Origin of the sequence: Serratia sp. PF-27 (assembly GCF_030053255.1) — a bacterium.
GTDB lineage: Bacteria > Pseudomonadota > Gammaproteobacteria > Enterobacterales > Enterobacteriaceae > Serratia > Serratia bockelmannii.
The window spans coordinates 196,249-221,868 of sequence record NZ_JASGBT010000020.1 but is presented as its reverse complement, the minus strand read 5'-3'; the positions used below and the strand labels follow the sequence as shown (position 1 = coordinate 221,868).

The window sequence follows — 25,620 nt, the reverse complement described above, 5'->3', positions numbered from 1 at the left end:
CGGTGGATAATGGTTTGGAGACGGCCGACCTGAGGTTGGCGCAGCGGCTGGCGGATTTGCGCCAGCAGCGGGCGTGGTCGCTGGAGGAGTTGGCGCAGCGCACCGGCCTTAGCCGGGCGACGCTCTCGCGGGTGGAGCGCGCCGAAACCAGCCCGACGGCGTCGCTGCTGAACCGGCTGTGCGCCGCCTACGGGTTGACCATGTCGCGCCTGCTGAGCGAAATCGAAGACGAACCGCCGGAGCTGCTGCGGCCGCCGCAACAGCCGGTGTGGGTCGATCGGGCCAGCGGTTTTCACCGTCGCTCCGTTTCCCCGCCCGGCGCATTGTATAAGGCCGAGTTTATCGAAGCCCGGCTGGATGCCGGCGCGCAGATCGATTACGACCTGCCGTCGATTCCAGCGCTGGAGCATCACCTCTGGCTGTTGTCCGGGCAGCTGGAATTGACCCTGGAAGGGCGCGTTTTCCGGCTGTCGCCCGGCGACTGCCTGCGCTACCGCCTGTTCGGCGCCTCCCGTTTCCATGTCCCCGGCGATGAGCCGGCCCATTACACGCTCGTTATCTGCAGGCCATAGCCATGATTGAATTGCAACAGTGGGACGCCGATGCGGCGCAAAGTGCCATGGCCGAGTTGGCCGAGATGCTGCACGCCAGCGTGGCGCACGGCGCCAGCATCGGTTTTATCATGCCCTTTACGTTGGAACAGGCGCAGGCGTTTTGGCTGGGGCTGCTGCCGGCCCTGGTGCGGGGAGAGCGTGCGATGCTGGTGGCGCTCGAGAACGGTCGGCCGGTCGGCACCGTGCAACTGCTGTTGGCGATGCCGGACAACGGCCGTCACCGGGCGGAAGTGGTCAAGCTGATGGTGCATCCGCAGGCGCGGCGGCAGGGCATCGCCCGGCTGTTGATGCAGGAAGTGCAGGCGCTGGCGGCGCGTCATCGGCGCAGCCTGTTGGTGCTGGACACTCTGAGCGGCAGCGCGGCGCAGGGATTGTACCGTCAATTGGGGTTCGAGGCGGCGGGCGATATCCCGCAATACGCCCGCGCCAGCGATGGCGGGGCGTTGGAGGCCACCTGCTATATGTACAAACTGCTGTGAGGCTTCGGATACTATTAAGTGAAGTCGATAGCCCAGACGCATTGGCACTGATGGCGGAATTGTCGGTGCAACTGGCTGAGATCACCGGCGATAGCGGTACATCCTCGTTTGATCCTGCTTCTATAGAAGCGGATGGAGGTTGTTTTATGTTGGTACGCAATGCTGCCGATGAAGCCGTAGCTTGTGGAGCGCTGCGTCGATTAACGTCGGGCGTTGCAGAGTTAAAACGAATGTATGTACGTGAGCCTGGCAATGGTATTGGTCGTAAATTATTGCATGCTCTGGAACAGCAGGCTCGATGGTTGGGGTATCGACAACTGTGGCTGGAAACCCGAAGAGTCAACCTGCGTGCCATCAAATTTTATCTGGCTCAGGGGTATCGGGTACGCGAGAACTATGGCCGTTATCGAGGTAACGCGCAGGCGGTCTGTTTCGAAAAAGTTCTGTAATGATGTTGCAAATCCCTATAGCCATTTGACATTGAAGAGCCGTGCTTTGCTGCTTAGGTTACGGCCAGATTAAATCAAAGAGCGGATGCCGCTACGGTTTTCGGGCGGTTAAAATCGAGAGAGTTAAGGGACGAACTTCTCTGATATTGCTGAAAGGAGAGTGAAAGAACTCGTTTCACCGGGAAGCGTTGTTGGATTGGCTCACAGGGCGGTGCCGATACCGATTTCTCACATTTCTGATACCCACAACCCAAAATTTGAGCATACGCATTTCTTCATGTTCATGCCGCCGAACTAACGTCCCCATTGGTTCGGCGGCATGCGCCGTTAATCCTTTTTTGACAAAATATTAGGTTATATGGAGCATTCCTCCCTATTCCTGAATCAGCGCCCGTGCCAGGCTTTGATTGCCTGTTGGCGCACCTGCAGCTTCTGCTGTGGCGTCAGCTTGTTGTAGTCGCGGGCCAGGCCGCTTTCCCAATCGCCGTACAGCGGGTTGGGCAGCACGATGAATTCGGTGCCGAACTTGTTCTGGTTCTCGCTGACGAACGCCCGGCGCTGCGCATTATCCTGGTGGTAAGTCGCGGCGCCGAAGTCGTTCAGGTTGTCGCCCGCGTACACCACGATGTCATAGCCGGCTTGTTTGATGGCGTCGAAGCGCGCCTGCTTATTGGAAGTGTCGGTACTGAGCAAGACGGTCTTTTCCGACATGCCGGTGAAGCCGAGCTTCTGCATGTTGGCCACCGTGGCAGCGTATTCGCTCTGCTTGCGGTTCGAGACGTAGAACATTGTTCCCTGATGAGCGTTAACGTAGCGGGCGAACGACACGGCACCCGGCACCGCGCCGGCCTGTTCGGCCTGCGTCCACTGGGCCCAGGTGGTGCCGTCGTACGGCTGGCCCTGCTGCGCCTGCCAGCCGGAGTAGGCGCTGTTGTCCAGCAGGGTTTCATCCAGATCGACCACCACCGCCTTTTTGCGGCCCGGTGCGGCCTTGGCCTGATCGAAGGCGCGCTGCGCGCTGTTGAACGCCTGATGCGCCAGCGCCTGGTATTCACCGGACTGTTGGAACCAGTTCACCGCCAGCACCGACTGATCCGCCAGCCGCTGCTGGGCCTGAGCGTCGGTATGCGGCGGCTGCGCGCAACCGGCCAGCGTCAGCAGCGCGACGCCAACTGCCGCGCCAAGGGTGAGTTTCCTTGCCTGTTTTCCTGCCATCGTTCTCTCTCTCGGTTTTAGTCTTGTGGGCTGTCCAGCAGCATATCCATCTCGAACTGGCGCAGGGGCTCCTGACGCCAGCCAAGATGCGTAAAGAAGGGGGCGGCCACCTCGGGCACAAAGACGTTGGCGGTCAGCGGCAAAGGGGCGAACTGCGCTTGCAGGGCGGCTAGCAAGGCGCGGGCATGCCCCTGACCGCGGTGCTGCGGGGGCACGTAGATCAGGCGCAGCCAGCAGTGCTCGGCGCCGGGCATCACCACGGCGTAGGCCTGACGATTGAGCGTATAGGCTCGCGGTGTGCCCGGCAGCTTGAACAGCGATTCGGGGGCAATCAGCCAGGGCAGGTCGGTGGCGCCTTCCGCCGTCAGGCGATGGCTGACGGTCAACGGATCGACCGCCTGCAGCACCGCCGTGCCTGGCGGCACTTCCGCCGGCGCCTGGTGGCCGGTCAGGGTGCGCACGATGCGCAGCCCGGCGCGATGGTACAGCGCCAGCGCGGCTTCGTTGCCTTCGATCACTTCCAGCGACAGCCGATGGTCGCCGCGCTGACGGGCATCCGCCACCACCCGCTGCATCAGCGCCTTACCCAGCCCCTGACCGCGCATCTCGGGGCGTATGGAAAAGGCCGCGACCCGGCTGTGTCGGCCGCGACGGGCGATCAGCGCCACCGCCACCGGTTCCTGGCGATGGGTGACGATCAGGCTGTCGTTCAGGCTGAGGTCTTCGGCGCCGAAGCGGGCGGCGAAGGCCGGCCCGTCGAGCACGAAGCGTACAATGTAGTTTTCAAAACAGTGGGTGAGGATATTGGCCAGCTCGTCGCTGCTGTAGCGCACGGCGTTGTGGAAGTCGAAGCGTCCGTCGTTGTGCATGGCTGATTCCGCTCGGGGGAAAGCTATACATGTAGACCCGTTTGTTTTGCAAGGCAAGCGGGGGGATTCGTTGGCGGGGAAAATAAAAACAAAAAAGCCGGACGCAGCCGCCCGGCGAAATAAAACTCTGGGTATCAAGTGACGCTAAAGTTTGCAGTGGTGGTTATTCATTCATCACATCAGAACTGGTAGGTCAGGGCGAGAACAACGACGTCGTCGTTTTTCAGGCCCAGCTTGTTGTCGTCATCGAGCTGGTTGATTTTATATTCGACATAAGTGGACATGTTTTTGTTGAAGTAATAGGTCGCCGCCACGTCGAAATATTTAACCAGATCGACATCGCCGATGCCTTCAATATCTTTGCCTTTCTGCTGAACGTAACCCAGCGATGGGCGCAGACCGAAGTCGAACTGATATTGCGCGACCAATTCAATCCCTTCCGCTTTATTGGCGAAGCCGCTAACGGAAGTCGAATTGTTATTGATGGTGGCGGTGCCGGAAATAGGCGCAATATTGCGGCTCTGCGAATAAGTCGCGGCCAGGTAGACGTTGTTGTTGTCGTATTTCAGACCACCGGCCCAGATATCGGCCTTGTCGCCTTTACCGAAGGTGCCCGCTTTTTGCGTGGCGGTGCGGTTGGAAGAGGCATAGGCGGCACCCACGCTCAGGCCGTCGATGATTTCGTAGCTGGAGGAGAGGCCCCAACCGTCGCCGTTCGCCTTGCTGGCGGAGCGGCCGTCGTTTTCGTTCTTGCCCTGGTACTGCACGGCAAATTTCAGGCCGTCAACCAGACCGAAGAAGTTGTTATTACGGTAGGTGGCGACGCCGTTGGTGCGGCCGTTCATGAAGTTGTCGGTCTTGATATAAGCATCGTCGCCGAATTCAGGGATCATATCCGTCCAGGCGCCGACGTCGTAAATGATGCCGTAGTTGCGGCCGTAGTCGAAGGAGCCGAGATCCTTATATTTCAGACCGGCGAAGCCCAGACGCGTTTTGGTGTCTTTAGTGCCGTCGGATTCAGTATGGTTGGCGGCGATCTGATATTCCCACTGGCCGTAGCCGGTCAGCATATCGTTAATCTGAGTCGCGCCTTTAAAGCCGATACGGACGTAAGTTTTATCACCGTCGTTGCCGGCATCATCGGAGAAATAATGCAGGGCTTTTACACGGCCGTAAAAATCGAGCTTGTTGCCGTCTTTATTGTAGATTTCTGCTGCCTGTGCCGCTTGCGCAAGTAAAAGTGCCGGAATAATAACGGCCAGAAGATTACGTTTCATGGGTTACCCTGCTTTATTCGATTGAAAGACGCTTATCATCAGTTGCATTGCTGTTTCACTGTGCCGCCTGATTGTTGGCGGCGGAGAATTTTTACCGTAGTAATGTGATCCATTTATGACAAAAAATTCATTTTCATGTCGAACGATTAAAAAAGTCGCGCAAAGGGTGAATTTTTTCTTCAGCCGACGGTCGGCGGCTGGTCTACAGTTATCGATACCTTGTTCCGCTGCGGGAGGAATCATGCACGATACTTATACTTTGTTCGGCACGCAGGGTTGCGGTTCGACGATCGTGGCCGCCGCGTTGGCGTTGACCGCGTTCCCCTGGGGCTATGAGGAGGTGGACTACACGCAGGACGGCCCGGAGCGCGATCGCCTGCTGGCGCTAAACCCGCTGGGCCAGGTGCCTACCTTGGTGTTGCCCAATGACGAAGTGATGACGGAGAGCGCGGCGATTATCCTGCTGCTGCACGATCGCGCACCGCATGCTGAACTGGCGCCGCCCGGCGGCTCGCCGCTGTTGCCGCGTTTTCTGCGCTGGCTGCTGTTCATTAACGCGGAGATTTACCCCACCTTCACCTATGCCGACCATCCGCAGCGCTGGCAGCCGCAGGCGGCGGGGGCGGAGCAGCTGAAAAATGCGGTGATGGATTATCGCGAGCGTTTATTGCAGCAGCTGAACGCCGCCGCCGGCGCAGCGGGCCCGTGGTTTCTCGGCAAGAGCTTCAGCGCGTTGGATCTGTACGTGGCGGTGATGTGCAACTGGCGGCCGGGCCGCGCATGGTTCCGGCAGCACTGCCCGCGGCTGTACGCCATCGCCGAACGGGTAGAGCAGCGGCCGGAGCTGAATGCGTTGCTGAGCGCCCATTTCGACGGCGTTGCCCCACTGGAATCGTGAAACCTCCCCGCCGCCCGGCGGGGAACCCTCCCGTTTTTCTGAATCGATACTGCCGAAAATCCCGATTTTCACTCGCTGCGGCGGCGGGTAGCGTAAGGCTATCCGCAACTGACAGGAGAGTGTGATGCCATCAGAATCCCAGGCCGGGCAACAGGCGTTCGGCGATATTGCCCCCAAGCTGGCGCAGCTCAGCGACAACATATTGTTTGACGATGTCTGGCAGCGGCCAGAGCTGAGCCCGCGCGAGCGCAGCCTGATCACCGTCGCCGCGCTGGTGGCGCTCAACCGCGTGGAACAGCTGCCGTTTCACCTGCAGCTGGCGCAGCGCAACGGCGTGGCGCGTCAGCAACTGGCCGAGCTCATCACCCATCTGGCGTTCTACGCCGGCTGGCCTGCAGCGGCATCGGCCGTGGCGCGCCTGCGCGAGCTGGAACCGGAGGCGCCCCATGCCGTTTAGCCGCATCGCCCTGCATCAGGGCAAATCCGCCGACTACCTGCAAACCTTGTCCGACAGCCTGCATCAGGCGCTGGTGGAGGCGTTCGAGGTGCCGCCGGCGGACAAATTTCAGGTGTTCGATCAATACCGCCCCGGTGAGCTTATCTACGATCGCGACTATCTCGGCGGGCCGCGCAGCGCGGATTTCGTGCTGTTTTACATCACCGCCGGGCGGCCGCGCGACAGCGACACCAAGCGGCGTTTCTACCGACGGCTGGCGGCGTTGCTGATGGAAAAGCTGCGGCTGAACCCCGAGGATGTGATGGTGGTGATCGCCACCACCCAGTTGGACGAGTGGTCGTTCGGCGGTGGTCGCGCCTCGATGATCGATCCGCAGGCGTAACTCGGGCTGACGTCGCCGGCGGTCTGTGGGACAATAGCGCCATCATTTCGTTTAGATAAGAGTTGAATGGCGCTCTCCTCCGCAGTTAAAGATCAGATTGGCCAGTGGTACAAAGCCCTGCAGCAGCAAATACCGGATTTCATTTCCCGCGCGCCCCAGCGTCAGATGATCGCCGAGGTGGCGAAGACGTTGGCCGGTGACTACCCGCGCCATCTGGCGATCGAGGCGCCGACCGGCGTCGGTAAAACGCTGTCTTATCTGATCCCGGGCATCGCCGTCGGGCGGGCGGAGAGCAAGCCGCTGGTGGTGAGCACCGCCAACGTGGCGCTACAGGACCAGATCTACAGCAAAGATTTGCCGCTGCTGAAGAAGATTATCCCCGATCTGAAATTTACCGGTGCCTTTGGCCGCGGGCGTTACGTCTGCCCGCGTAACCTGGCGGCGATGAGCACCGACGTCAGTCAACAGGGCGATCTGACGCTGTTCCTCGACGACGAACTGGCGCCGTCCAGCGGCGAAGAGCAGGCGCTGTGCCAGAAACTGACCAAGGCGTTGGCTCGCTTCGAGTGGGACGGGCTGCGCGATCACTATCAGCAGAGCATCGACGATCCGCTGTGGGCCAAGCTGAGCACCGACAAGGCCAACTGCCTGGGGCGCAACTGCCACTACATTCGCGAATGCCCGTTCTATATTGCCCGCAAAGAGATCGAGAGCGCCGACGTGGTGGTGGCCAACCACGCGCTGGTGATGGCGGCGCTGGAGACGGAATCGGTGCTGCCGAACCCGAAAGAATTGCTGCTGGTGCTGGACGAAGGCCATCATTTGCCTGAGGTGGCGCGCGACGCGCTGGAGATCGACGGGGAAATCACCGCGCTGTCGACCAACCTGCAGCTGGATATGATCGTGCGTCAGGTCGAGCAGTGCATGACGCAGTACCGGCCGAAAAATCCGCCGGGGCTGGCCAACAGCGAACGGCTGAAAAATCATTGCGAAGAGCTGCGCGAGCTGGTGCAGATCTTCGAGCATCAGGTCAGCGCCTACCTGCCCGGCGATAGCGTGGCGGCCGAGCACCGTTTTGAAATGGGCGAGCTGCCCGCGGAGATGGTGGAGAGCTGCGCGCGGCTGTTTAAACTGACCGATGCATTACGGGGGCTGGCGGAGTTCGTGCTTAACGATCTTACCGAGCAGACCGGCAAGCACGACATCGTGCGTCTGCATCGCGCGATCATTCAGATGAGCCGCACGCTGGGCTATCTGGAGGCGATGAGCAAGCTGTGGCGGCTGGCGGCGCTCGACAAGTCGTCCAACGCGCCGATCTCCAAATGGGTCACGCGCGAGCTGCGCGATAACGTTACCCATCTGTATTTGCACTGCGTCGGCATCCGCGTCAGCGACCAGCTGGAGAAGCTGCTGTGGCGCAAGGTGCCGCACGTGGTGGTCACCTCGGCCACGCTGCGTTCACTGAACAGCTTCGCGCGTTTGCAGGAGATGAGCGGGCTGAGCGAGAAGGCCGGCGATCGCTTCGAAACGCTCTCTTCGCCGTTCAATCACGTCGAACAGGGCAAGATTGTCATTCCGCAGATGCGCTATGAACCGGCGATCGCCAACGAGGCGGAGCACCTCGAGGAGATGGCGCGGTTTTTCCGCGCCGAGCAGGCGAGCGGCAAGCACAAAGGCATGCTGATCCTGTTCAGCAGCCACCGGGCGATGCAGACTTTCCTCAGCTACGTGACCGATCTGCGGCTGATGCTGCTGGTGCAGGGCGACCAGCCGCGCTACCGGCTGGTGGAAGAGCACCGCAAGCGGGTGGAGAAGGGCGTCGCCAGCGTGCTGGTGGGGCTGCAATCGTTCGCCGAAGGGCTGGATCTGAAAGGCGAACTGCTGACCCAGGTGCATATTCACAAAATCGCGTTCCCACCGATCGACAGCCCGGTGATCATCACCGAAGGCGAGTGGCTGAAATCACTGAAGCGCTATCCGTTCGAAGTGCAGAGCCTGCCGAGCGCCTCGTTCAACCTGATCCAGCAGGTCGGCCGACTGATCCGCAGTAACCAATGCTACGGCGAGATCGTGATCTACGATCGCCGGCTGTTGACCAAAAACTACGGTTCGCGGCTGTTGGCGTCGCTGCCGGTGTTCCCGATTGAGCAGCGCGCGGTGCCGGAGGCCGACAAGGCGCATCTGGCGGCGCTGAAATCCGCCGCCGACGCGGCCAAAAAAGAGAAGAAGCGCGGCAACCCGTTCGCCCGCAAACGGCGGCGTTGATCAGAGCAGCGGCGGCAGGCGGCGCTTGACCGGCGTGGTTTTCACGATCGAGGTGTTGCTCTGCGCATGCTCGGCCAGCCGATCGAGGGTATGGTCGAGCTGTTCCATCGAGTGCGCCACCAGCCGCACGATAAAGCAGTCTTCGCCGGTCACCTTATCGCATTCGACCACTTCCGGGATCGCCTGAATCAGCTGCTCGACCTTCTTCAGCATGCCCGGCAGCGGCTTGATGCGCACCAGCGACTCGAAGGCATAGCCTACCGCCTGCAGATTGACGTTCAGGGTATAACCCTGGATCACGCCGCTTTCTTCCAGCCGCCGCAGTCTTTCCGACGTGCTCGGCGACGACAGCCCCACCTGCGCGCTCAGCGTCTTCAACGATGCACGCGCATCTTCCGCCAGAATGGTCAGGATTTGGCGATCGATATCATCCATAACGCCTCCGTTAGGTGTTTTCTTTATTATAGCTGCGAGAAAAAGGCAGTTAAGCATATCTGCCTTTTTTATGCTATGGAAAGCCGCCCCGCGAAGCCGCAAGCTATGTCTCTGGGCAAGCTTCGAGGAACGCAGAATGAATGCAGAGATAAAACGCGGATCGCTGGAGATGGCGGCGGCGATGTTGATTTCCGGCTCTATCGGCTGGTTTGTGTTGATGTCCGGCCAGCCGGTTATCAACGTGGTGTTTTGGCGCTGCGCGGTAGGCGCGCTGGTGCTGCTGGCGGTGTGCGGCGCGCTGGGCCAGCTGCGCCGCGATGCGCTGACGCGCGCCACGCTGCTGCTGGCGATCGCCGGCGGCGTCGCGCTGGTGATCAACTGGCTGCTGCTGTTCGCCGCCTATTCCTATGCCTCTATCTCCATCGCCACCGCGGTGTACAACACCCAGCCGTTTATGCTGGTGGGGCTGGGGGCGCTGTTTTTGGGGGAACGGCTGACCGCCCGCAAGCTGCTGTGGCTGGGGCTGGCGTTCGGCGGCATGATGCTGGTGGTGCTGGCGCAGCCGCGGCAGGCGGGGGAGCAGAGCCATTATCTGGCTGGCATCGCGCTGGCGCTCGGCGCGGCGTTTTTCTACGCCCTGATGGCGCTGGCGGCCAAGCGGCTGAAGGGCACGCCGCCGCATCTCATTGCGCTGATCCAGGTGACGGTAGGGGCGGTGATGCTGTTGCCGCTGGTGGATTTCCATGTTTCGGCCAGCGTTGGGCAGTGGGGGATGCTGGCGACGCTCGGCGTGTTGCACACCGGCCTGATGTACGTGTTGATGTACGGTGCGCTGCAGAAGCTGCCCACCAACCTGATCGGCTCGCTGTCGTTTATCTACCCGATCGCCGCCATGTTGGTGGATCGCCTGGCGTTTGGCCACCGGCTGTCGGCATGGCAGCTGCTGGGCGCGGCGATCATCCTGCTGGCGGCGGCGGGCATGAACCTGCTGGGCGAGCGGCGAGCGCGACTGCTGCCGGCCTCGGACGGCCGGCGCGCCGGCTGATGCTCAGTTCGGTTTTTTCAGCCGGCGCCATAAGGTGGTGCGGCTGATCCCGAGCAACCGGGCGGCGGCGGCGTGGTCGCCCCCGCACCGCGCCAGGGCTTCGTGGGCGGAGATGGGCGCCGCCTGCGTCTCGGGCGGCGTGACCGCCGCCAGCTCCGGCAACAGCCACTGCAGCGTTTCACCGCTCGGCGCTGCGCCGGTGCTCAGCATCAGCGCTACCCGTTCCATCATGTTGCGCAGTTCGCGCAGGTTGCCGGGCCAGGCGTAATGGCTTAGCGCGGCGTAACAGCCGGCCAGGGCGGTGCGCAGCGGCTCCGTCAGCGGCACATCGAGCGCCGCCAGCGACTGTTTCAGAAAGTGTTCCGCCAGCATCGCAATATCGTCGCCGCGCGCCCGCAATGGCGGCAGCTGCAGCCGCAGGGCGCTCAGGCGATAAAACAGATCGGCGCGAAAACCGCCCCGTTGAATCGCCTGCTCCAGGCGGGTGTGGGTGGCGCTGATGACGCGAAAGTCGACCGTTACCGGCTGTTGCCCGCCCACCCGGGTGATAGTTTTCTCTTCCAGCGCGCGCAGCAGTCGCGTTTGCAGGTGCAGCGGCATTTCGCCGATCTCATCCAGAAACAGAGTGCCGCCGTTGGCGGTTTCCAGCAGCCCGCGCCGGCCGCCGCGCCGTGATCCGGTGAAGGCGCCTTCCTCATAGCCGAACAGTTCCGCCTCCAGCAGCGATTCGGCGATGGCGCCGCAGTTGATGGCGACGAACGGCGGCGTCGCCCCCCTGGACGGTGCGCCGCGCCGGGAAAAGTATTCGCGGTGGATTGCCTGCGCCGCCAGCTCTTTGCCAGTGCCGGTTTCTCCTTCAATTAATACCGCCGCCGGCGAGCGGGCGTACAGCATGATGGTGCGCCGGGTCTGCTCCATCTGCGGGGAGTCGCCCTGCAAATCGCCCAGCCCATAGCGTGGCTGCAGGGTATCGCGTGCGGCGTAATCGCCGCCGCGTTTGCCGCCGCTCAGCATCAGGCGCGTTACGTCCAGCGCATCGCTGAAGGCGGCGCGCAGGGTGGCGGCGGAATAGAGAAAAATGGCGGTGAGCCCGGCCTCTTCCGCCAGATCGCTGATGAGGCCGGCGCCGACCACCGCCTGAATACCGGCGGCTTTCAGCTCGGCGATCTGGCCGCGCGCGTCCTCTTCGGTGACGTAACTGCGCTGCTCCAGCGGCAGATCGAAGGTTTGCTGGAACTCCATCAGCGCGGGCAGGGGCGTTTTATAGGTGATGACACCGATCCGATCGGCGGTTCTGCGCGCCTTGCTCAGCGCCTGCAGCAGGTCGAAGCCGCCGGGCTTGACCAAAATGACCGGCACCGACAGGCGGCTTTTCAGGTAGGCGCCGTTGGAGCCGGCGGCGATGATGGCGTCGCAAGGCTCGGTAGCCAGGCGTGCGCGGATGTGCTGCACCGCCTCCTCGAAGCCGAGACGGATCGGGGTGATGGTCGCCAGATGGTCGAACTCGAGGCTGATGTCCCGGAACAGATCGAACAGGCGGGTGATGGAGACAGTCCAGATCACCGGTTTGTCCGGCGCGCGGGATGGCGTGATGTGATCGCTCATGGTGGGTTACCGAATGGAAGTGGCTGCATTAGGTGTAGCCTTGTTTCAGTCATGTTTCAAATATGCCGATTGAAACCGCGATTGAAACGTTAACTGAAACGTTTTTTATCCCTTTGCCAGGCCAATGGCGCTGAATATGTTGTAATTCACTTATTTTTATCGTTTTTAATTTTTCCCCTCACCGAAGTGAAACCTGGCCCGCTCCTTGCTCTGTCTGTTTCATCTGGCTAATCGGAGAAAACGTCATGACGCTGCGCTCACCCGGGCTCGCCTTTCGTCAGGCCCTGAATAAAGAGAAACCCCTGCAAATCGCCGGCGCGATCAACGCCAACCATGCGCTGCTGGCCCAGCGGGCCGGGTTCCAGGCCATCTATCTTTCCGGCGGCGGCGTGGCGGCGGGTTCGCTGGGGCTGCCGGACCTGGGCATTTCGACGCTGGACGATGTGTTGACCGATATTCGCCGCATCACCGACGTCTGCCCGCTGCCGCTGCTGGTGGATGTCGACAGCGGTTTCGGCGCATCGGCGTTTAACGTTGCCCGCACGGTGCGCTCGGTGAGCAAGGCCGGGGCGGCGGCGCTGCATATCGAAGATCAGGTCGGCGCCAAGCGCTGCGGCCATCGGCCCAATAAGGCCATCGTCTCCACCGAAGAGATGGTGGATCGCATCAAGGCGGCGGTAGATGCGCGCTGCGATCCGGACTTCGTGATCATGGCGCGCACCGACGCGCTGGCGGTGGAGGGGCTGGAGGCGGCCATCGAGCGCGCTCAGGCTTACGTGGCGGCCGGGGCCGACATGCTGTTCCCGGAAGCGATCACCGAACTGGGCATGTACCGCCGTTTCGCCGAAGCGACGCAGGTGCCGATCCTCGCCAACATCACCGAATTCGGCGCGACGCCGCTGTTCACCACCGACGAGCTGCGCAGCGCTCGGGTGGATATGGCGCTGTATCCGCTGTCGGCCTTTCGGGCGATGAACCGGGCGGCGGAGCGGGTGTACCGCGCCCTGCGCGAGGAGGGCACGCAGAAAAGCGTCATCGACACCATGCAGACCCGCAACGAGCTGTACGAAAGCATCAACTACTATTTGTTCGAAGAGAAACTCGACGCTCTGTTCGCTCGCCAACGCGACGAATAGGCGCCATTCACGCAGAAGCCAAATGAGGACAGTATGAGCCAAGCGATCCCCCCGCAAAGCCCGACTGGCGTTAAGCCGAAAAAATCCGTGGCGTTATCCGGCGTGCCCGCCGGAAATACTGCGCTGTGTTCCGTAGGGCGCAGCGGCAACGATCTGCACTACCGCGGTTACGACATCCTCGATCTCGCGCGCCACTGCGAGTTTGAAGAGGTCGCCCATCTGCTGATCCACGGCAAGTTGCCCAACCGCGACGAGCTGCAGGCCTATAAACACCGTCTCAAAGCGCTGCGCGGCCTGCCCGCCAGCGTGCGCACGGTGCTGGAGGCGCTGCCGGCGGCTTCGCATCCGATGGACGTGATGCGCACCGGCGTTTCGGCCCTTGGCTGCACGCTGCCGGAAAAAGAGCAGCACGGCGCGGCCGGCGCGCGCGACATTGCCGATCGGCTGCTGGCGTCGTTGGGATCGATGCTGCTCTACTGGTATCACTACAGCCACAACGGCGAACGTATTCAGCCGGAGACCGACGACGATTCCATTGGTGGCCACTTCCTGCACCTGCTGCACGGCGAGGCGCCTTCCGCCAGCTGGGAACAGGCGATGCACGCGTCATTGATCCTGTACGCCGAGCATGAGTTCAACGCCTCGACCTTCGCCGGCCGGGTGATCGCCGGCACCGGATCCGACGTCTATTCGGCGATCGTCGGCGCCATTGGCGCGCTGCGCGGGCCGAAGCACGGCGGCGCCAACGAGGTGTCGCTGGAGATCCAGCAACGCTATGAAACGCCGGACGAAGCGGAAGCCGACATTCGCCGCCGCATCGACAACAAAGAGGTGGTGATTGGCTTTGGGCACCCGGTGTACACCGTCTCCGATCCGCGCCATCAGGTGATCAAAGAGATCGCACTGCGCCTGTCGCAGGAAGCGGGCGCGATGAAGCTGTATGACATCGCCGATCGGCTGGAAAGCGTGATGCACGACACCAAAAACATGTTCCCCAACCTCGACTGGTTCTCGGCGGTGTCTTACCACCAGCTGGGGGTGCCCACCGAAATGTTCACGCCGCTGTTCGTCATGGCGCGCGTCAGCGGCTGGTCGGCGCACATCATCGAGCAACGGCAGGACAACAAAATCATTCGCCCGTCCGCCAACTATACCGGGCCGGAAGCGCGAGCCTTCGTACCGCTGGATCAGCGCTGAGCGCCGGTCGTTATCGTGTCGTTTTCACTCTGGAGCCTTTGGGAATCATGATGCTTGAGTCTGCCAATACCCGCCGTCCGCCGTTCGATCGCGAAATGGTCGATATCGTCGATTATGTGATGAAAGAGGCCGTCGATACCCCGGCGGCGTACCGCACCGCTCACTATTGCCTGCTCGACACCCTCGGCTGCGGGCTGGAGGCGCTGAGCTACCCGGCCTGCAAGAAACTGATGGGGCCGGTGGTGCCGGGCGCCGAGGTGCTGAACGGCAGCCGGGTGCCGGGCACCCGTTTCCAGCTGGATCCGGTGCAGGCGGCGTTCAATATCGGCGCCATGATCCGCTGGCTCGACTTCAACGACACCTGGCTGGCGGCGGAGTGGGGCCACCCGTCGGATAACCTGGGCGGGATCCTGGCGGTGGCCGATTGGCTCTCTCGCCAGGCGGTGGCGGCAGGCAAAGCGCCGCTGACCATGCGGCAGGTGCTGATCGCCATGATCAAGGCGCATGAGATCCAGGGCTGCCTGGCGCTGGAAAACGCCTTCAACCGGGTAGGGTTGGATCACGTGCTGCTGGTGAAGGTGGCGTCCACCGCGGTGGTGGCGCAGCTGCTCGGCCTGAGCCGCGAGGCGATCCTGAACGCGGTGTCGCTGGCGTGGGTGGACGGGCAGTCGCTGCGTACCTATCGCCACGCGCCGAACGCCGGCACCCGCAAATCCTGGGCAGCGGGAGATGCGACCGCCCGCGCGGTGCGGTTGGCGCTGATGGCCGCCACCGGCGAAATGGGCTACCCCTCGGCGCTGACGGCACCGACCTGGGGATTCTACGACGTCTCGTTCAACGGCAAACCTTTCCGCTTCCAGCGGCCGTACGGCGCATATGTGATGGAGAACGTGCTGTTTAAAATTTCGTTCCCGGCGGAGTTCCATGCCCAGACCGCCGTGGAGGCGGCCATGACGCTGCACCGCCAGATGCAGGCCGCCGGCAAAACCGCCGCCGACATCGCCAGGGTGAGCATCCGCACCCACGAGGCTTGCCTGCGCATTATCGACAAGCAGGGGCCGCTGGATAACCCGGCGGATCGCGATCACTGCATTCAGTATATGGTGGCGATCCCATTGCTGTTCGGCCGGCTGACGGCGGCGGATTACGAAGACCGGGTGGCCGAAGATCCGCGTATCGACGCATTGCGTAGCAAGATCCACTGCCATGAAGATCCCGCTTTCACGCGCGATTATCACGATCCGGAAAAGCGCTCGATCGCCAATGCGCTGACGGTGGAGTTCGCCGACGGCAGCCGTCTGGATGAGGTGGCGGTGGAGTATCCTATCGGCCATGCGCGGCGGCGCGAAGAGGGCATCCCGCTGCTGATCGAGAAGTTCAAAACCAACCTGGCGCGCCAGTTCCCAGCCCTGCAGCAGCAGCGCATTCTCGAGGTGTCGCTGGACCGCCAGCGGCTGGCGCAGATGCCGGTCAACGAGTATCTCGATTTGTGGGTGATCTGAGGTGAGCGGCGCTGACAAGCCACGTCGGCGTCGCTATGATGGACGTTCCATCCCCGTCCGTCTTCTTATCAGGTGATTCATGATTGATGCCGCAACGTTGTTGTTGTTTTCCGGTGCCTGCGTGGCGCTGGCGCTGACCCCCGGCCCGGATATGCTGCTGATCGCTTCGCGCAGCGTCAGCCAGGGGCGGCGCGCCGGTTTCGCTTCGCTGGCGGGCATTCAGCTCGGCACATACTGCCACGCGCTGGCGGCGGCGCTGGGGTTGTCGCAACTGTTCGTCGCGGTGCCGCTGGCTTACGACGCGGTGAGAATGTTGGGCGCCGCCTATCTGCTCTACCTGGCGTGGAAAACGCTGCGATCCGGCAGCAGTCTGCAGGCTTCTGCCGGGTTGCAGGCCGTGCCGACGGCGCGAATTTTCCGGCAGGGACTGTTCACCAACATCCTCAACCCGAAAATGGCACTGTTCGTGCTGGCGCTGTTCCCCCAGTTTATCGATCCGCGTGCCGGCTCGGTGGTGGTACAGATGCTGGCGCTGGCGACGGTGCTGAATCTGGTGGGGTTGCTGATTAACGGCGGGGTGATCCTGGCGGTCAGCCGCATGAAAAGCCGCTTCGCCGGCCGCCGCTTCAGCGCCCGCTGGCCGAACTACCTGCTGAGCGGCGTATTTGCCGGGCTGGCCTGCAAGCTCATTTTCGACAGCCGCCGCTAACCCTCGCGCAGCAGCGCTTCAAACGCCGCGCTGGCCGGTTCGTCCGGCAGCGCGCTGTACATCACCAGCCGCAGGTGGTTCTCTTCGTCGACGATGAAAGAGGCGTGGTCAAAGGTGACCGGGCCGATTGCCGGGACGATGAAGCTGCGCCGCCCCTGGCAACGTCCGTGAATGTCATGCTGCCGCCAGAGCTGGCGGAATTGCGGCGATACCTGCTCCAGCGCCTGTACCCGTTGGCGCATCACCTCATCCTCCGGCGCACGGGCGTAGTCGCGGCGGAAGCTGGCCAGGATTTGCGGCGCCTGCGCCCGCCACTCCAGCAGGCGCGCATTGAGCTGCGGATCGGCAAACAGCATCCACAACATGTTGCGTTCTTGCGCCGGGCGATCGCCGATGGCGAACAGCCGCTGCGCCGCCGGATTCCAGGCGATGATGTCCCAACTCAGGTTCATGACGTAGGCCGGCCGCAGCGTCAAATCGTCCAGCAGGCGCCGCACCAACGGCGAAACCTGGCACCACTGATGCCCAACCGGCACCGGCGGGCGCTGATGCGCCAATAAGAACAGGTGGTAGCGGCCGGCGGCGTCGAGCTGCAGCACCCGCGCCAGATTTTCCAAAAACGTCACCGACGCATTGATTTCCCTGCCTTGCTCCAGCCAGGTGTACCAGGTGAGGCCGACGCCGGCCAGCGCCGCCACCTCCTCGCGCCGCAATCCCGGCGTGCGGCGGCGGCTGCCGCTTGGCAAGCCGACTGACTCTGGTGACAGTTGTTCTCGCTTTTGCCGCAGAAAATCCCCCAGTTCGTGGCGGGTGCGTTCGAGGGTGCGTGGGGGCATGTCGGCCGTCCTGTTGCTGTCAGTAATAGTATAAATGGCTATATAGTAACAGTTTAAACCCTGTTCCATACTGCGGCCATCATAATCTCTGGAGGTGGTATGGAACATTCATTATCTCGTGAGCGGCGAGGGCTGCCTGGCCTGCCGGTGCTGCTGTTGGGCGGGTTCGTCACGGTGTTCGATCTGTTCGTGGTCAACGTGGCGGCGCCGGTGATCCAGCGGCAGTTCGCCGCCGATTTCGCCGGGATCGGTTTGATCGTCGCCGGTTATGAGCTGGCGTTTGGGGTGCTGTTGATCGCCGGTGGGCGTTTGGGCGATCGCTTCGGGCGTCGGCGCTTGTTCAGCCTCGGCATGCTGGGATTCACGCTGAGCTCCCTGTTGTGCGGGCTGGCGGGATCGCTCGGCCTGCTGATCGCCGCGCGTATTCTGCAGGGGGCGACGGCGGCGCTGTTGTTCCCGCAAATTTACGCCTTGATGCGGGTCCTGTACGCGCCGCAACAGCGGCGGCGCGCCTTCGCTTGGCTGGGCATGACGCTGGGATTGGCGGCAATCTTCGGCCAGATCCTCGGCGGATTTATCATCGAGGCTAACCTGTTCGGCAGCGGCTGGCGCATGATCTTTTTGATCAATTTGCCGATCGGCGCAATGGCGCTGTGGGCGGCGCGGCGCATTCCCGAATCGCGCGTGGCGCAGGCGCAGCGGCTGGACGGCGTTGGCCTGTGGCTGGCGGCGACCGGCCTGTCGCTGTTGTTGCTGCCGTTGCTGGAGGGGCCGGCGCGCGGCTGGCCGTGGTGGATAGCGCCGATGTTGGCGTTAGCGATGCTGACGCTGTGGGGCTTTCTGCGTTGGGAGCGCCGTCTGGCGCAGCGCGGTGATGATGCGGTGCTCGATCCGGCGCTGTTCCGTCAGGCGGGCTTCGCGCCGGGCATGGCGGTGGTGCTGGCGATTTATGCCACCGCCTCCTCGTTTTTCTTGTGTTTCGCACTGCTGCTGCAGGCGGGGGCGGGGCTGACGCCTTTTCAGGCGGGCAGCCTGTTCGCCCCGGCCAGCGCGGCCTTTATGCTGGCGTCGATGCTGGCGCCCCGGCTGGCGCTGCGTTGGGGCAATGGCGTACTGAGCGTGGGCGTGGCGATTTACGCCGCCGGGTTGGCGCTATTGATGGCGCAGGCGCTGTGGGGTGAGGCGCTGGCGCACCCTCTGCGGCTGCTGCCGGGGTTAGTGGTGCTGGGGTTCGGTCAGGCGCTGAGCATGACGCCGCTGCTGAATCTGGTGCTCGGTTTGGCGCCGGAGCGGCAGGCGGGCATGGCGGCGGGTCTGGTTGCCACGGTGCAGCAGGTGGGGGGCGCGCTGGGCATCGTGGTCAGCGGCGTCGGTTTTGTGCCGCTGTTGGCGAGCGGCGGCGCAGCGGAGCGCTATGCCCAGGCCTTTGCCGGCGCGATGCTCTGTAATTTGGTGGCGATGGGCATTGCCCTGCTGTTGTTAAACCGGATCACTCGAAATACTCAGAAAGCGGATCTTAAGTAGGCCGCCGGCAGGTGCTTTACTGTCGTCATCATGAGAGAGCGTAAGGAGCCACACTGATGTTTCAACCCGCCGCATTTCGCGAAGACGATCTGGATGCCCAACTGGCGCTGGTGCGCGCCCACCCGTTGGGGCTATTGGTCAGCCACGGCGAACAGGGATTGACGGCCGATCCACTGCCGTTTCTGGCCGATGTCGAACAGGGGCAAATCCGGCTGCGGGCGCACCTGTCGCGTGCCAACGCGCACTGGCGGCGGCTGCAGCATGCGGCGGAATGCCTGGTAATTTTTCAGGGCGTGGAAGGTTATGTGTCGCCCGGCTGGTACCCGAGCAAGCGCCAGACCGGCAAGGTGGTGCCGACCTGGAATTACAGCGTGGTGCAGCTGTATGGCGTACCGACGGTGATGGACGACCCGGCCTGGCTGCGCCGCCAACTGATCGATCTGACCGCGCAGCAGGAAGGGCGCCGCCCGGCGCCCTGGCGGCTCGATGATGCGCCGGCCAACTACATCGCCGCGCAGCTTAAAGGCATCGTCGGTATCGAGATCGCCGTCACCCGGCGCGAAGGCAAATGCAAGATGAGCCAAAACCGCAGCGCCGACGATGCCGGCGGGGTGATCGCCGGGCTGTGCGAGGGCGATGACGCGCAGCGGCGGTTGGCGGCGGAGGTTGAGCGGCGGCGCGGATAGGGTATGCTAACCGAAGAGTGAGCTGAGGGAACCTTCGGATGGATTACACCAAAATTATCAAAGAAATAGGCCGCGGCAAAAATCATGCGCGCGATCTGGATCGGCAGACCGCCTTTGAGCTGTATCAGACGATGCTGGCTGGAGAGGTCCCCGAGCTGGAGCTGGGCGGCATTCTGATCGCGCTGCGCATCAAGGGCGAAGCCGAAGAGGAGATGCTGGGCTTCTATCAGGCGATGCAGCAGCAGGTCTTGCCGCTGCAGGCGCCGCAGGGGCGGCCACTGCCGGTGGTGCTGCCGAGCTACAACGGCGCGCGCAAGCAGGCCAACCTGACGCCGCTGCTGGCGCTGCTGCTCGCGAAAGTGGGCCTGCCGGTGGTGGTGCACGGCATCCTGGACGACAGCACCCGTGTGACCAGCGCCGAGATTTTCCGTGCCCTGGGGCTGCCGTGGTCGGAACAGGCCGCTCATGCCCAGCAGCGCCTCGATAACGGCGAGGCGGTATTCATGCCGGTTTCCGCGCTGTCGGCGCCGTTGGCGCAGCAGCTTGGGCTGCGTTGGCGCATGGGGGTGCGCAACAGCGCCCATACGCTGGCCAAGCTGGCGACGCCGTTCGGCGAACAGGATGCGCTGCGCCTCGCCAGCGTCTCTCACCCGGAGTATGTTGGCCGGGTGGCGTCGTTTTTCCGCCAGATCGGCGCCCGCGGGCTGTTGATGCACGGCACCGAAGGCGAAGCCTACGCCAACCCGCAGCGCTGCCCGCAGATTCACCATATCGTCGGCGGCGAACAGCACGTATTGCTGGAGCGCACCTTGCAGGATGAAACGCCGGCATTGCCGGCGGCGAAAGACGCGGAAACCACCGCACGCTGGACCGAGCGCTGCCTGGCGGGCGAGGTGGCGATCCCGCAGGCCATCCAGCGGCAGGTCGCCTGTTGCCTGGTGGCCGCCGGCGAGAGCGAGACGCTCGAGCAGGGGCTGCAGCGCCTGCGTCAGGCCTAAGCGCGACTATACTGGGATATTTCCTCATCGGCTGAGAAGGACGGTTATGCAACAGGCTCTCGATTACTTCAATCAATTGAACCAGGATTACCTCGACGTTCACCGCGCCAAAGAAGAGCTGTTCTGGCAAAACTACATGGGCACCGGCGATGAAGGCGTGTCGGCGCGCTTTTCCGCCGCGGAAAGCGCCTATAAGCGCTTTATCGCCGAACCGCGCCGGCTGGCCGAGATCCGCAATCTGCTGGCCGGATTGGAAACGCTGCCGCAGGAGGCGCAGCGCGATGCGCTGATCCACGGCCTGCAAGGCTGGCTGCGTTTCTTCGACTGTAACGCCATTGAAGATCCGCAGGCGCAGGCGTTGTTGGATCAGATCATTCACGCCGAGTCCGATCTCTACTCGCGCCGCAAGGGCTATCAGGTCACACATCTGAACGCCGACGGCCAGCGGGTGGCGGCCTCGCTCGGCGAGCTGCTGACCAACCAGGCGACCAACCCGAACGAAGACTACCGCCGCAGTTCGCAGCAGGCGCTGCGCGACCTGGAGCAATGGCTGCTGCATAACGGCCTGCCGGAGCTGATCGGCCTGCGCAACCGCTTTGCGCGCCAGATGGGCTATCGCAACTATTTCGACTACAAGGTGAACAAAACCGAGCGCATGACGCCGGAGCAGCTGTTCGCCATTCTGGATCGTTTCGAGCGGGAAACCCGCGAGGCCAACGCGCGCAGCCTGCAACAGCTGGCGGCCGACAAGGGCGGCCAGGCGCTGGAGCCGTGGAACGTCCGCTTCGCCAGCGCCGGCGACGTCACCCGTCAACTGGATCCTTACTTCCCGTTTTCTCGTTCGCTGGAACGCTGGGTCGACAGCTTCAAACGCCTGCACATCGGCTTTGGCGGCGCCGAGATGAACCTCGATCTGTTGGTGCGCAAAGGCAAGTATGAGAACGGCTTTATGCACGGCCCGGTGCCGCCGTTTGTGCGCCAGGGGGAATGGGTGCCGGCGCGCATCAACTTCACCAGCCTGGCGCAGCCGGGGCAGGTGGGCAGCGGCGCTTACGGGCTCAACACCCTGTTCCACGAGGGCGGCCACGCGGCGCACTTCGCCAACATTCGCCAGAATGCGCCGTGCTTCTCGCAGGAGTTCCCACCGACCTCGATGGCCTATGCCGAAACCCAGTCGATGTTCTGCGACAGCCTGCTGGACGACGCCGACTGGCTGAAACGCTATGCGAAAAACGCCGCCGGCGAAGCGGTGCCTGATGCGCTGATCGAGGCCGGCATCGCGGCGCGCCAGCCGATGCGTGCGTTCAACGAACGCCACATCCTGCTGGTGCCGTACTTCGAGTGGGCGCTGTACCAGTGGGATGACGAGCAGCGCACGCCGGAAGCCATTACCGCGCTGGCGCGCGAGGTCGAGCAAAAGATCCTCGGCATCAGCGGCAGCCCGCGTCCGACGTTGGCGATCCCGCACCTGCTGTCGCTAGAATCCGCCTGTTCCTACCAGGGCTATCTGCTGGCGATGATGGCGGTAGAGCAAACCCGTCACTTCTTCCTGCAGCGCGACGGTTACCTGACGGACAACCCGGCCATTGGCCCGGATCTGGCGCAACACTACTGGTTGCCGGGCAACAGCGTCAGCCATGACGACACGCTGCACAGCCTGACCGGCGAAGGGTTTAATCCTGACTATCTGGCGCAGGCCTGCAACCAGACGGTGGCACAGGCGTGGCATGAGGCGCAGCAGACGATGGCCGCCGCGGCCAAGCGCCCGCAGCCGCCGGCAGATTTCGATTTGCAGGCGCACATCCGGGTGGTGGATGGCGAGACGGTATTGGCGGACAACGCCGAGGGTGACGAGCGGATGTGCCGCGACTTCGCTGCGGCGATAGAGGCGCGCTTGCCTTAAGGCTGACAATAAAATCCACGCCGCGGCGTGGATTTTATTTAATGATAAAAACCGGGCGTTATTTTATTCGAAATAGACGTCGGGATTATCGGCCAGAGACACGAAGCTCTTGGTGTTTCTATCCAGCGTGCGAATTTCGCCGCTTTCGATGTCGTATACCCAGCCGTGTAGGCGCAGCCCACTGTTGCGCAGACCCACCGCCACAGAAGGGTGGGTTTTGATATTATTTAGCTGGGCTATGACGTTTTCTTCCACCATAGCGTTCACTTTGTCTGTTTCGCTATCCCAGGTTTTCTTTTCGACCACCGCTTTGGCCGCATCCGCGTAGTGCAGCCAGTGGGCAACGGCAGGCATGGGATCGAGGCACTGACAGGATGCGATAGCCTTCATGGCGCCACAGTTCGAGTGGCCACAAATCACGATATCAGTCACGCCCAGCGCCACCACCGCGTATTCGATAGTCGCAGAAACCCCACCCGGCTCCGGGCCAAAGGAAGGGACGATGTTACCGGCGTTACGGATAACGAAAAGCTGCCCAGGTTCTTGCTGCGTCACCAGCTCGGGCACCAGACGGCTGTCAGAACAGGAGATGAAAAGCGCTTTAGGATTTTGGCTGGAGGCCAGGCTGCGAAAGAGTTCCTTACGCTGCGGGAAAATCTCTTTCTGGAAACTGAGGAAACCTTCAATGATATGTTGCATACAACGCTCTCTGCATCTGTAGTCTGCGTAACATGATAATCATCCTCTCCCGTTAGTCCAGCAATGGGGTGGTAAAAAAATGTGTGCTTAACTGCCTGCAAACCCCATAAAATAAAGGGTTTCTGCCTGTTGGCGACGGTATTTTCCGGGTCGTTGACGCGTGGGTTGCTGACAAAGCGGACGATAGGAAAATTGCTGTCGTACCCATTCAGCGCTGACGTACGCGAACATAAAAAAAGCCCGCCGGGATGATATCCGGCGGGCTTTTGGACGTCTGGGGCGGCGATTATTTGTAGATAACCGCGGTGGCGTGCATCAGGTTATTGCCGCTGGTAGAGGTGATGGTGAAAGCCTTGGCGCCTACGGCATCGGCTTTGGCGGCCAGCTGAGAGGTCAGGCTGCTCAGGTCGGTTGCGCCGCTGGCGACGATCACGCCGGCTTTTTCGAATTGGGCGGCATCCTGGGCGCTGACGTGTTCAGCGGCAAAAGTGGTGAAAGAAACGGTGGCCAGAGCAATAGCAGCAGCAAAAGTTTTGATGGTTTTCATGTTCGTCATTCCTGTCAAAGTGAATTAGGGAGAAAGGGTTTGCCTTTCGATGGGCAGATTATTGCGCAGTGACAGGCGGGATGAAATCGGAGAGTGTTGATAGTTTTATTCAGATTTTTTGATTATTAATTCCCCCGTTTATCTTCTGCATAAACGGGGGAAACGATCAGCGTGACGGGCGCGTCAGATCGAAACGGTGCTGTTCGGAAATGCCGTAGTAGGCGGTCGGGCCGCCGGCGCGCAGGATAGGTTCGGCGGCGGCCGTCTGGTAGACGCCGTGTTCATCCAGCAGCGCCGGATCGAGATGCACCGCCACCACCTCGCCCAACACCAGCCAGGTCTCCACCTGTTCCCCGGCGGCGGTTTGCAGTTGGATGCATTGGGTCAGCCGGCATTCGAAGTTCACCGGGCTTTCGGCCACGCGCTCGGCTTTGACCCGGCGCCCGGGCAGCGGCGTGACGCCGGCGAAGGCGAATTCGTCCTCACCGCGCGGCAGGGTGATGGAACTGTTGTTCATCGCTTCCGCCAACGGGCGCGTCGCCAGGTTCCAAACGAACTCGCCGGTTTCTACGATATTCGCCACGCTGTCTTTCCAGCCGGTGCTGGCGAAACCGATGATCGGTGGGCGGTAGTTGAAGCAGTTGAAAAAGCTGTAGGGCGCCAGATTACGCAAGCCAGCGGCGCTGCGGGAAGAGATCCAGCCGATGGGGCGCGGGCCGACGATGGCGTTCAGCGGATCGTGCGGCAGGCCGTGGCCGGCGGCGGGTTCATAATAATAGCGAGATTCACGGCTCATGGGGGACCCTGTGGCAATCGATGAAGCTTTCATTGTGCCGGGTTTCCCGCCGCTGCGCCATTGCGGGCCGGATGTGTTATCTTACGCGCCGGAAATCCCTTCAAGAGAGCCCGTCACGGTGGAAAAAAAGAAAACCTTCCCGCAGCAGAAAAGCGGCCTGCACCCGCGCAACCGTCATCGTTCGCGCTACGACTTCCCGGCGCTGATCGCCAGCTGCCCGGCGCTGGCGCCGTTCGTGAAACCGAACGCCTGGGGCGATGTCTCGGTGGATTTCGCCGATCCGGCGGCGGTGAAAATGCTCAACCGTGCGTTGCTGCAACACTTTTACGGCATCGAACACTGGGATATTCCGGCGGACTACCTGTGCCCGCCGATCCCCGGCCGCGCCGACTATCTGCACCACCTGGCGGATCTGCTGGCGACCAGCAACGGCGGCGAGATCCCGCGCGGCAAGGGCGTGGCGATCCTCGACGTCGGCGTCGGCGCCAACTGCATCTACCCGATCGTCGGCCTGCGCGAATACGGCTGGCGTTTCACCGGGTCTGAAATCGATCCGGTGTCGCTCAACGCGGCCAAGATGATCGTCGAGATGAACCCGACACTGCGCAATAGCGTGCGTCTGCGGCTGCAAAAACAGCCTGAGCTGATTTTTAGCGGCATCATCGGCGCGGCCGAGAAATTCGACGCCACCCTGTGCAACCCGCCGTTCCACGCGTCCGAGCAGGAAGCGCGCGCCAGCACCCGCCGCAAGCTGCATAAATTGGGCAAAGGGGAAGTGGCCGACAAGCCGGTGCAAAACTTCGGCGGCAAGAACAACGAGCTGTGGTGCGAAGGCGGCGAAGAAGCCTTTGTGCGCAAGATGGTGGAAGAGAGCGTCAGCAAGGCCAACAACTGCCTGTGGTTCACTTCGCTCATCTCGAAAAACACCACGCTGCCGGCCATTTATCATGCGCTGAAGGTGGCGGGCGCGGCCGAGGTGCGCACCATCGAGATGGCGCAAGGGCAGAAGATCAGCCGCTTCGTCGCCTGGACCTTCCACGACGCCGAGCAACAGGCCGCCTGGGCAGCCGAACGCTGGCGTTAATCTTCCCGGCGCC

The 25,620-nt window shown here is 62.3% G+C and carries 26 protein-coding genes; 17 read left to right on the top strand and 9 right to left on the bottom strand.

The features are described from left to right. The first annotated feature begins 2 nt into the window (after window positions 1-2). The 3 genes from QMZ29_RS14030 to QMZ29_RS14020 are packed head-to-tail and all read left to right on the top strand — an operon-like array spanning window position 3 to window position 1,542. The gene (locus QMZ29_RS14030) at window positions 3-572 is read left to right on the top strand and encodes a helix-turn-helix domain-containing protein (protein ID WP_060432694.1); all 570 of its coding nucleotides are present in this window, start codon (window positions 3-5) and stop codon (window positions 570-572) included. Between the two features lie 2 nt (window positions 573-574). After that, a complete protein-coding gene (locus tag QMZ29_RS14025) occupies window positions 575-1,093 on the top strand; it encodes a GNAT family N-acetyltransferase (protein ID WP_261424057.1) in 519 nt (172 codons plus the stop codon). Between the two features lie 50 nt (window positions 1,094-1,143). Continuing rightward, window positions 1,144-1,542, top strand: a complete 399-nt coding sequence (locus QMZ29_RS14020; protein ID WP_072008228.1) for a GNAT family N-acetyltransferase — start codon at window positions 1,144-1,146, stop codon at window positions 1,540-1,542. 384 nt (window positions 1,543-1,926) lie between these two features. Here QMZ29_RS14020 and QMZ29_RS14015 read toward each other — a convergent pair whose 3' ends face one another. From QMZ29_RS14015 to ompC, 3 genes are all read right to left on the bottom strand, one after another. Then, entirely contained in the window at window positions 1,927-2,757 is an 831-nt protein-coding gene (locus QMZ29_RS14015; RefSeq protein WP_043137035.1) for a 5'-nucleotidase, lipoprotein e(P4) family, read from the bottom strand. A 17-nt stretch (window positions 2,758-2,774) separates the two neighbouring features. Then, on the bottom strand, window positions 2,775-3,626 hold the full coding sequence (locus tag QMZ29_RS14010; protein WP_043137039.1) for a GNAT family N-acetyltransferase: 852 nt from the start codon (window positions 3,624-3,626) through the stop codon (window positions 2,775-2,777). Window positions 3,627-3,805: 179 nt separating this feature from the next. After that, on the bottom strand, window positions 3,806-4,903 hold the full coding sequence (ompC, locus tag QMZ29_RS14005) for a porin OmpC (RefSeq protein ID WP_025302059.1): 1,098 nt from the start codon (window positions 4,901-4,903) through the stop codon (window positions 3,806-3,808). Between the two features lie 241 nt (window positions 4,904-5,144). Here ompC and QMZ29_RS14000 point away from each other — a divergent pair, with 241 nt between their 5' ends. From QMZ29_RS14000 to dinG, 4 genes are all read left to right on the top strand, one after another. Further along, the gene (locus QMZ29_RS14000) at window positions 5,145-5,801 is read left to right on the top strand and encodes a glutathione S-transferase family protein (protein ID WP_025302060.1); all 657 of its coding nucleotides are present in this window, start codon (window positions 5,145-5,147) and stop codon (window positions 5,799-5,801) included. A 124-nt stretch (window positions 5,802-5,925) separates the two neighbouring features. Further along, the gene (locus QMZ29_RS13995) at window positions 5,926-6,258 is read left to right on the top strand and encodes a carboxymuconolactone decarboxylase family protein (protein ID WP_025302061.1); all 333 of its coding nucleotides are present in this window, start codon (window positions 5,926-5,928) and stop codon (window positions 6,256-6,258) included. After that, window positions 6,248-6,640, top strand: a complete 393-nt coding sequence (locus QMZ29_RS13990; RefSeq protein ID WP_089180676.1) for a tautomerase family protein — start codon at window positions 6,248-6,250, stop codon at window positions 6,638-6,640. The genes QMZ29_RS13995 and QMZ29_RS13990 overlap by 11 nt, the downstream gene beginning before the upstream one ends. A 66-nt stretch (window positions 6,641-6,706) precedes the next feature. Further along, window positions 6,707-8,905 (top strand): ATP-dependent DNA helicase DinG, encoded by a 2,199-nt coding sequence (dinG, locus tag QMZ29_RS13985; protein WP_151429131.1) that lies wholly within the window; start codon window positions 6,707-6,709, stop codon window positions 8,903-8,905. On the opposite strand, the gene QMZ29_RS13980 is transcribed toward dinG, so the two are convergent. Continuing rightward, the gene (locus QMZ29_RS13980; protein WP_025302064.1) at window positions 8,906-9,340 is read right to left on the bottom strand and encodes an Lrp/AsnC family transcriptional regulator; all 435 of its coding nucleotides are present in this window, start codon (window positions 9,338-9,340) and stop codon (window positions 8,906-8,908) included. Between the two features lie 136 nt (window positions 9,341-9,476). Here QMZ29_RS13980 and QMZ29_RS13975 point away from each other — a divergent pair, with 136 nt between their 5' ends. After that, window positions 9,477-10,385 carry a DMT family transporter gene (locus QMZ29_RS13975; protein WP_261424008.1) on the top strand — a complete coding sequence of 303 codons (909 nt, stop codon included), beginning with the start codon at window positions 9,477-9,479 and terminating at the stop codon, window positions 10,383-10,385. Window positions 10,386-10,388: 3 nt separating this feature from the next. Here the strand turns inward: QMZ29_RS13975 and prpR are convergent, their stop codons facing one another. Next, window positions 10,389-11,990: a propionate catabolism operon regulatory protein PrpR gene (prpR, locus tag QMZ29_RS13970; protein WP_025302066.1), complete on the bottom strand. Its 1,602-nt coding sequence runs from the start codon at window positions 11,988-11,990 to the stop codon at window positions 10,389-10,391. Window positions 11,991-12,235: 245 nt separating this feature from the next. On the opposite strand from prpR, the gene prpB reads away from it, so the two are divergent. The 4 genes from prpB to QMZ29_RS13950 all read left to right on the top strand — a co-directional run bounded on the left by prpB (window position 12,236) and on the right by QMZ29_RS13950 (window position 16,534). Continuing rightward, window positions 12,236-13,126: a methylisocitrate lyase gene (gene prpB / locus QMZ29_RS13965; protein ID WP_261424002.1), complete on the top strand. Its 891-nt coding sequence runs from the start codon at window positions 12,236-12,238 to the stop codon at window positions 13,124-13,126. A 33-nt stretch (window positions 13,127-13,159) separates the two neighbouring features. Further along, on the top strand, window positions 13,160-14,323 hold the full coding sequence (gene prpC, locus QMZ29_RS13960) for a bifunctional 2-methylcitrate synthase/citrate synthase (protein WP_089180679.1): 1,164 nt from the start codon (window positions 13,160-13,162) through the stop codon (window positions 14,321-14,323). Between the two features lie 50 nt (window positions 14,324-14,373). Beyond that, window positions 14,374-15,825: a bifunctional 2-methylcitrate dehydratase/aconitate hydratase gene (locus tag QMZ29_RS13955; RefSeq protein WP_147823035.1), complete on the top strand. Its 1,452-nt coding sequence runs from the start codon at window positions 14,374-14,376 to the stop codon at window positions 15,823-15,825. 79 nt (window positions 15,826-15,904) lie between these two features. After that, complete coding sequence (locus QMZ29_RS13950; RefSeq protein WP_147822963.1) at window positions 15,905-16,534, top strand: LysE family translocator; 630 nt, start codon at window positions 15,905-15,907, stop codon at window positions 16,532-16,534. Here QMZ29_RS13950 and QMZ29_RS13945 read toward each other — a convergent pair. Further along, on the bottom strand, window positions 16,531-17,370 hold the full coding sequence (locus QMZ29_RS13945; RefSeq protein ID WP_060447562.1) for a helix-turn-helix transcriptional regulator: 840 nt from the start codon (window positions 17,368-17,370) through the stop codon (window positions 16,531-16,533). The genes QMZ29_RS13950 and QMZ29_RS13945 overlap by 4 nt on opposite strands. A 99-nt stretch (window positions 17,371-17,469) precedes the next feature. Here QMZ29_RS13945 and QMZ29_RS13940 point away from each other — a divergent pair, with 99 nt between their 5' ends. Genes QMZ29_RS13940 through QMZ29_RS13925 form a run of 4 tightly spaced genes read left to right on the top strand, consistent with a single transcriptional unit; the run spans window position 17,470 to window position 22,481 of the window. Beyond that, window positions 17,470-18,894, top strand: coding sequence for an MFS transporter (locus tag QMZ29_RS13940; RefSeq protein ID WP_261423999.1), 1,425 nt, complete (start codon window positions 17,470-17,472; stop codon window positions 18,892-18,894). A gap of 56 nt (window positions 18,895-18,950) precedes the next feature. Then, window positions 18,951-19,580, top strand: coding sequence for an FMN-binding negative transcriptional regulator (locus QMZ29_RS13935; protein ID WP_197811178.1), 630 nt, complete (start codon window positions 18,951-18,953; stop codon window positions 19,578-19,580). A 38-nt stretch (window positions 19,581-19,618) separates the two neighbouring features. Then, window positions 19,619-20,578, top strand: a complete 960-nt coding sequence (gene ybiB, locus QMZ29_RS13930) for a DNA-binding protein YbiB (RefSeq protein WP_261423997.1) — start codon at window positions 19,619-19,621, stop codon at window positions 20,576-20,578. Between the two features lie 46 nt (window positions 20,579-20,624). Further along, window positions 20,625-22,481: a M3 family metallopeptidase gene (locus QMZ29_RS13925; protein WP_060432704.1), complete on the top strand. Its 1,857-nt coding sequence runs from the start codon at window positions 20,625-20,627 to the stop codon at window positions 22,479-22,481. Window positions 22,482-22,544: 63 nt separating this feature from the next. Here the strand turns inward: QMZ29_RS13925 and QMZ29_RS13920 are convergent, their stop codons facing one another. The 3 genes from QMZ29_RS13920 to QMZ29_RS13910 all read right to left on the bottom strand — a co-directional run bounded on the left by QMZ29_RS13920 (window position 22,545) and on the right by QMZ29_RS13910 (window position 24,523). Beyond that, the gene (locus tag QMZ29_RS13920) at window positions 22,545-23,180 is read right to left on the bottom strand and encodes a carbonic anhydrase (RefSeq protein ID WP_025302076.1); all 636 of its coding nucleotides are present in this window, start codon (window positions 23,178-23,180) and stop codon (window positions 22,545-22,547) included. Window positions 23,181-23,466: 286 nt separating this feature from the next. Further along, complete coding sequence (bhsA, locus tag QMZ29_RS13915; protein ID WP_025302077.1) at window positions 23,467-23,727, bottom strand: multiple stress resistance protein BhsA; 261 nt, start codon at window positions 23,725-23,727, stop codon at window positions 23,467-23,469. Between the two features lie 166 nt (window positions 23,728-23,893). After that, window positions 23,894-24,523, bottom strand: coding sequence for a flavin reductase family protein (locus tag QMZ29_RS13910; protein ID WP_025302078.1), 630 nt, complete (start codon window positions 24,521-24,523; stop codon window positions 23,894-23,896). Window positions 24,524-24,641: 118 nt separating this feature from the next. On the opposite strand from QMZ29_RS13910, the gene rlmF reads away from it, so the two are divergent. After that, window positions 24,642-25,607 (top strand): 23S rRNA (adenine(1618)-N(6))-methyltransferase RlmF, encoded by a 966-nt coding sequence (rlmF, locus tag QMZ29_RS13905; protein WP_167325058.1) that lies wholly within the window; start codon window positions 24,642-24,644, stop codon window positions 25,605-25,607. Window positions 25,608-25,620 lie beyond the last annotated feature (13 nt).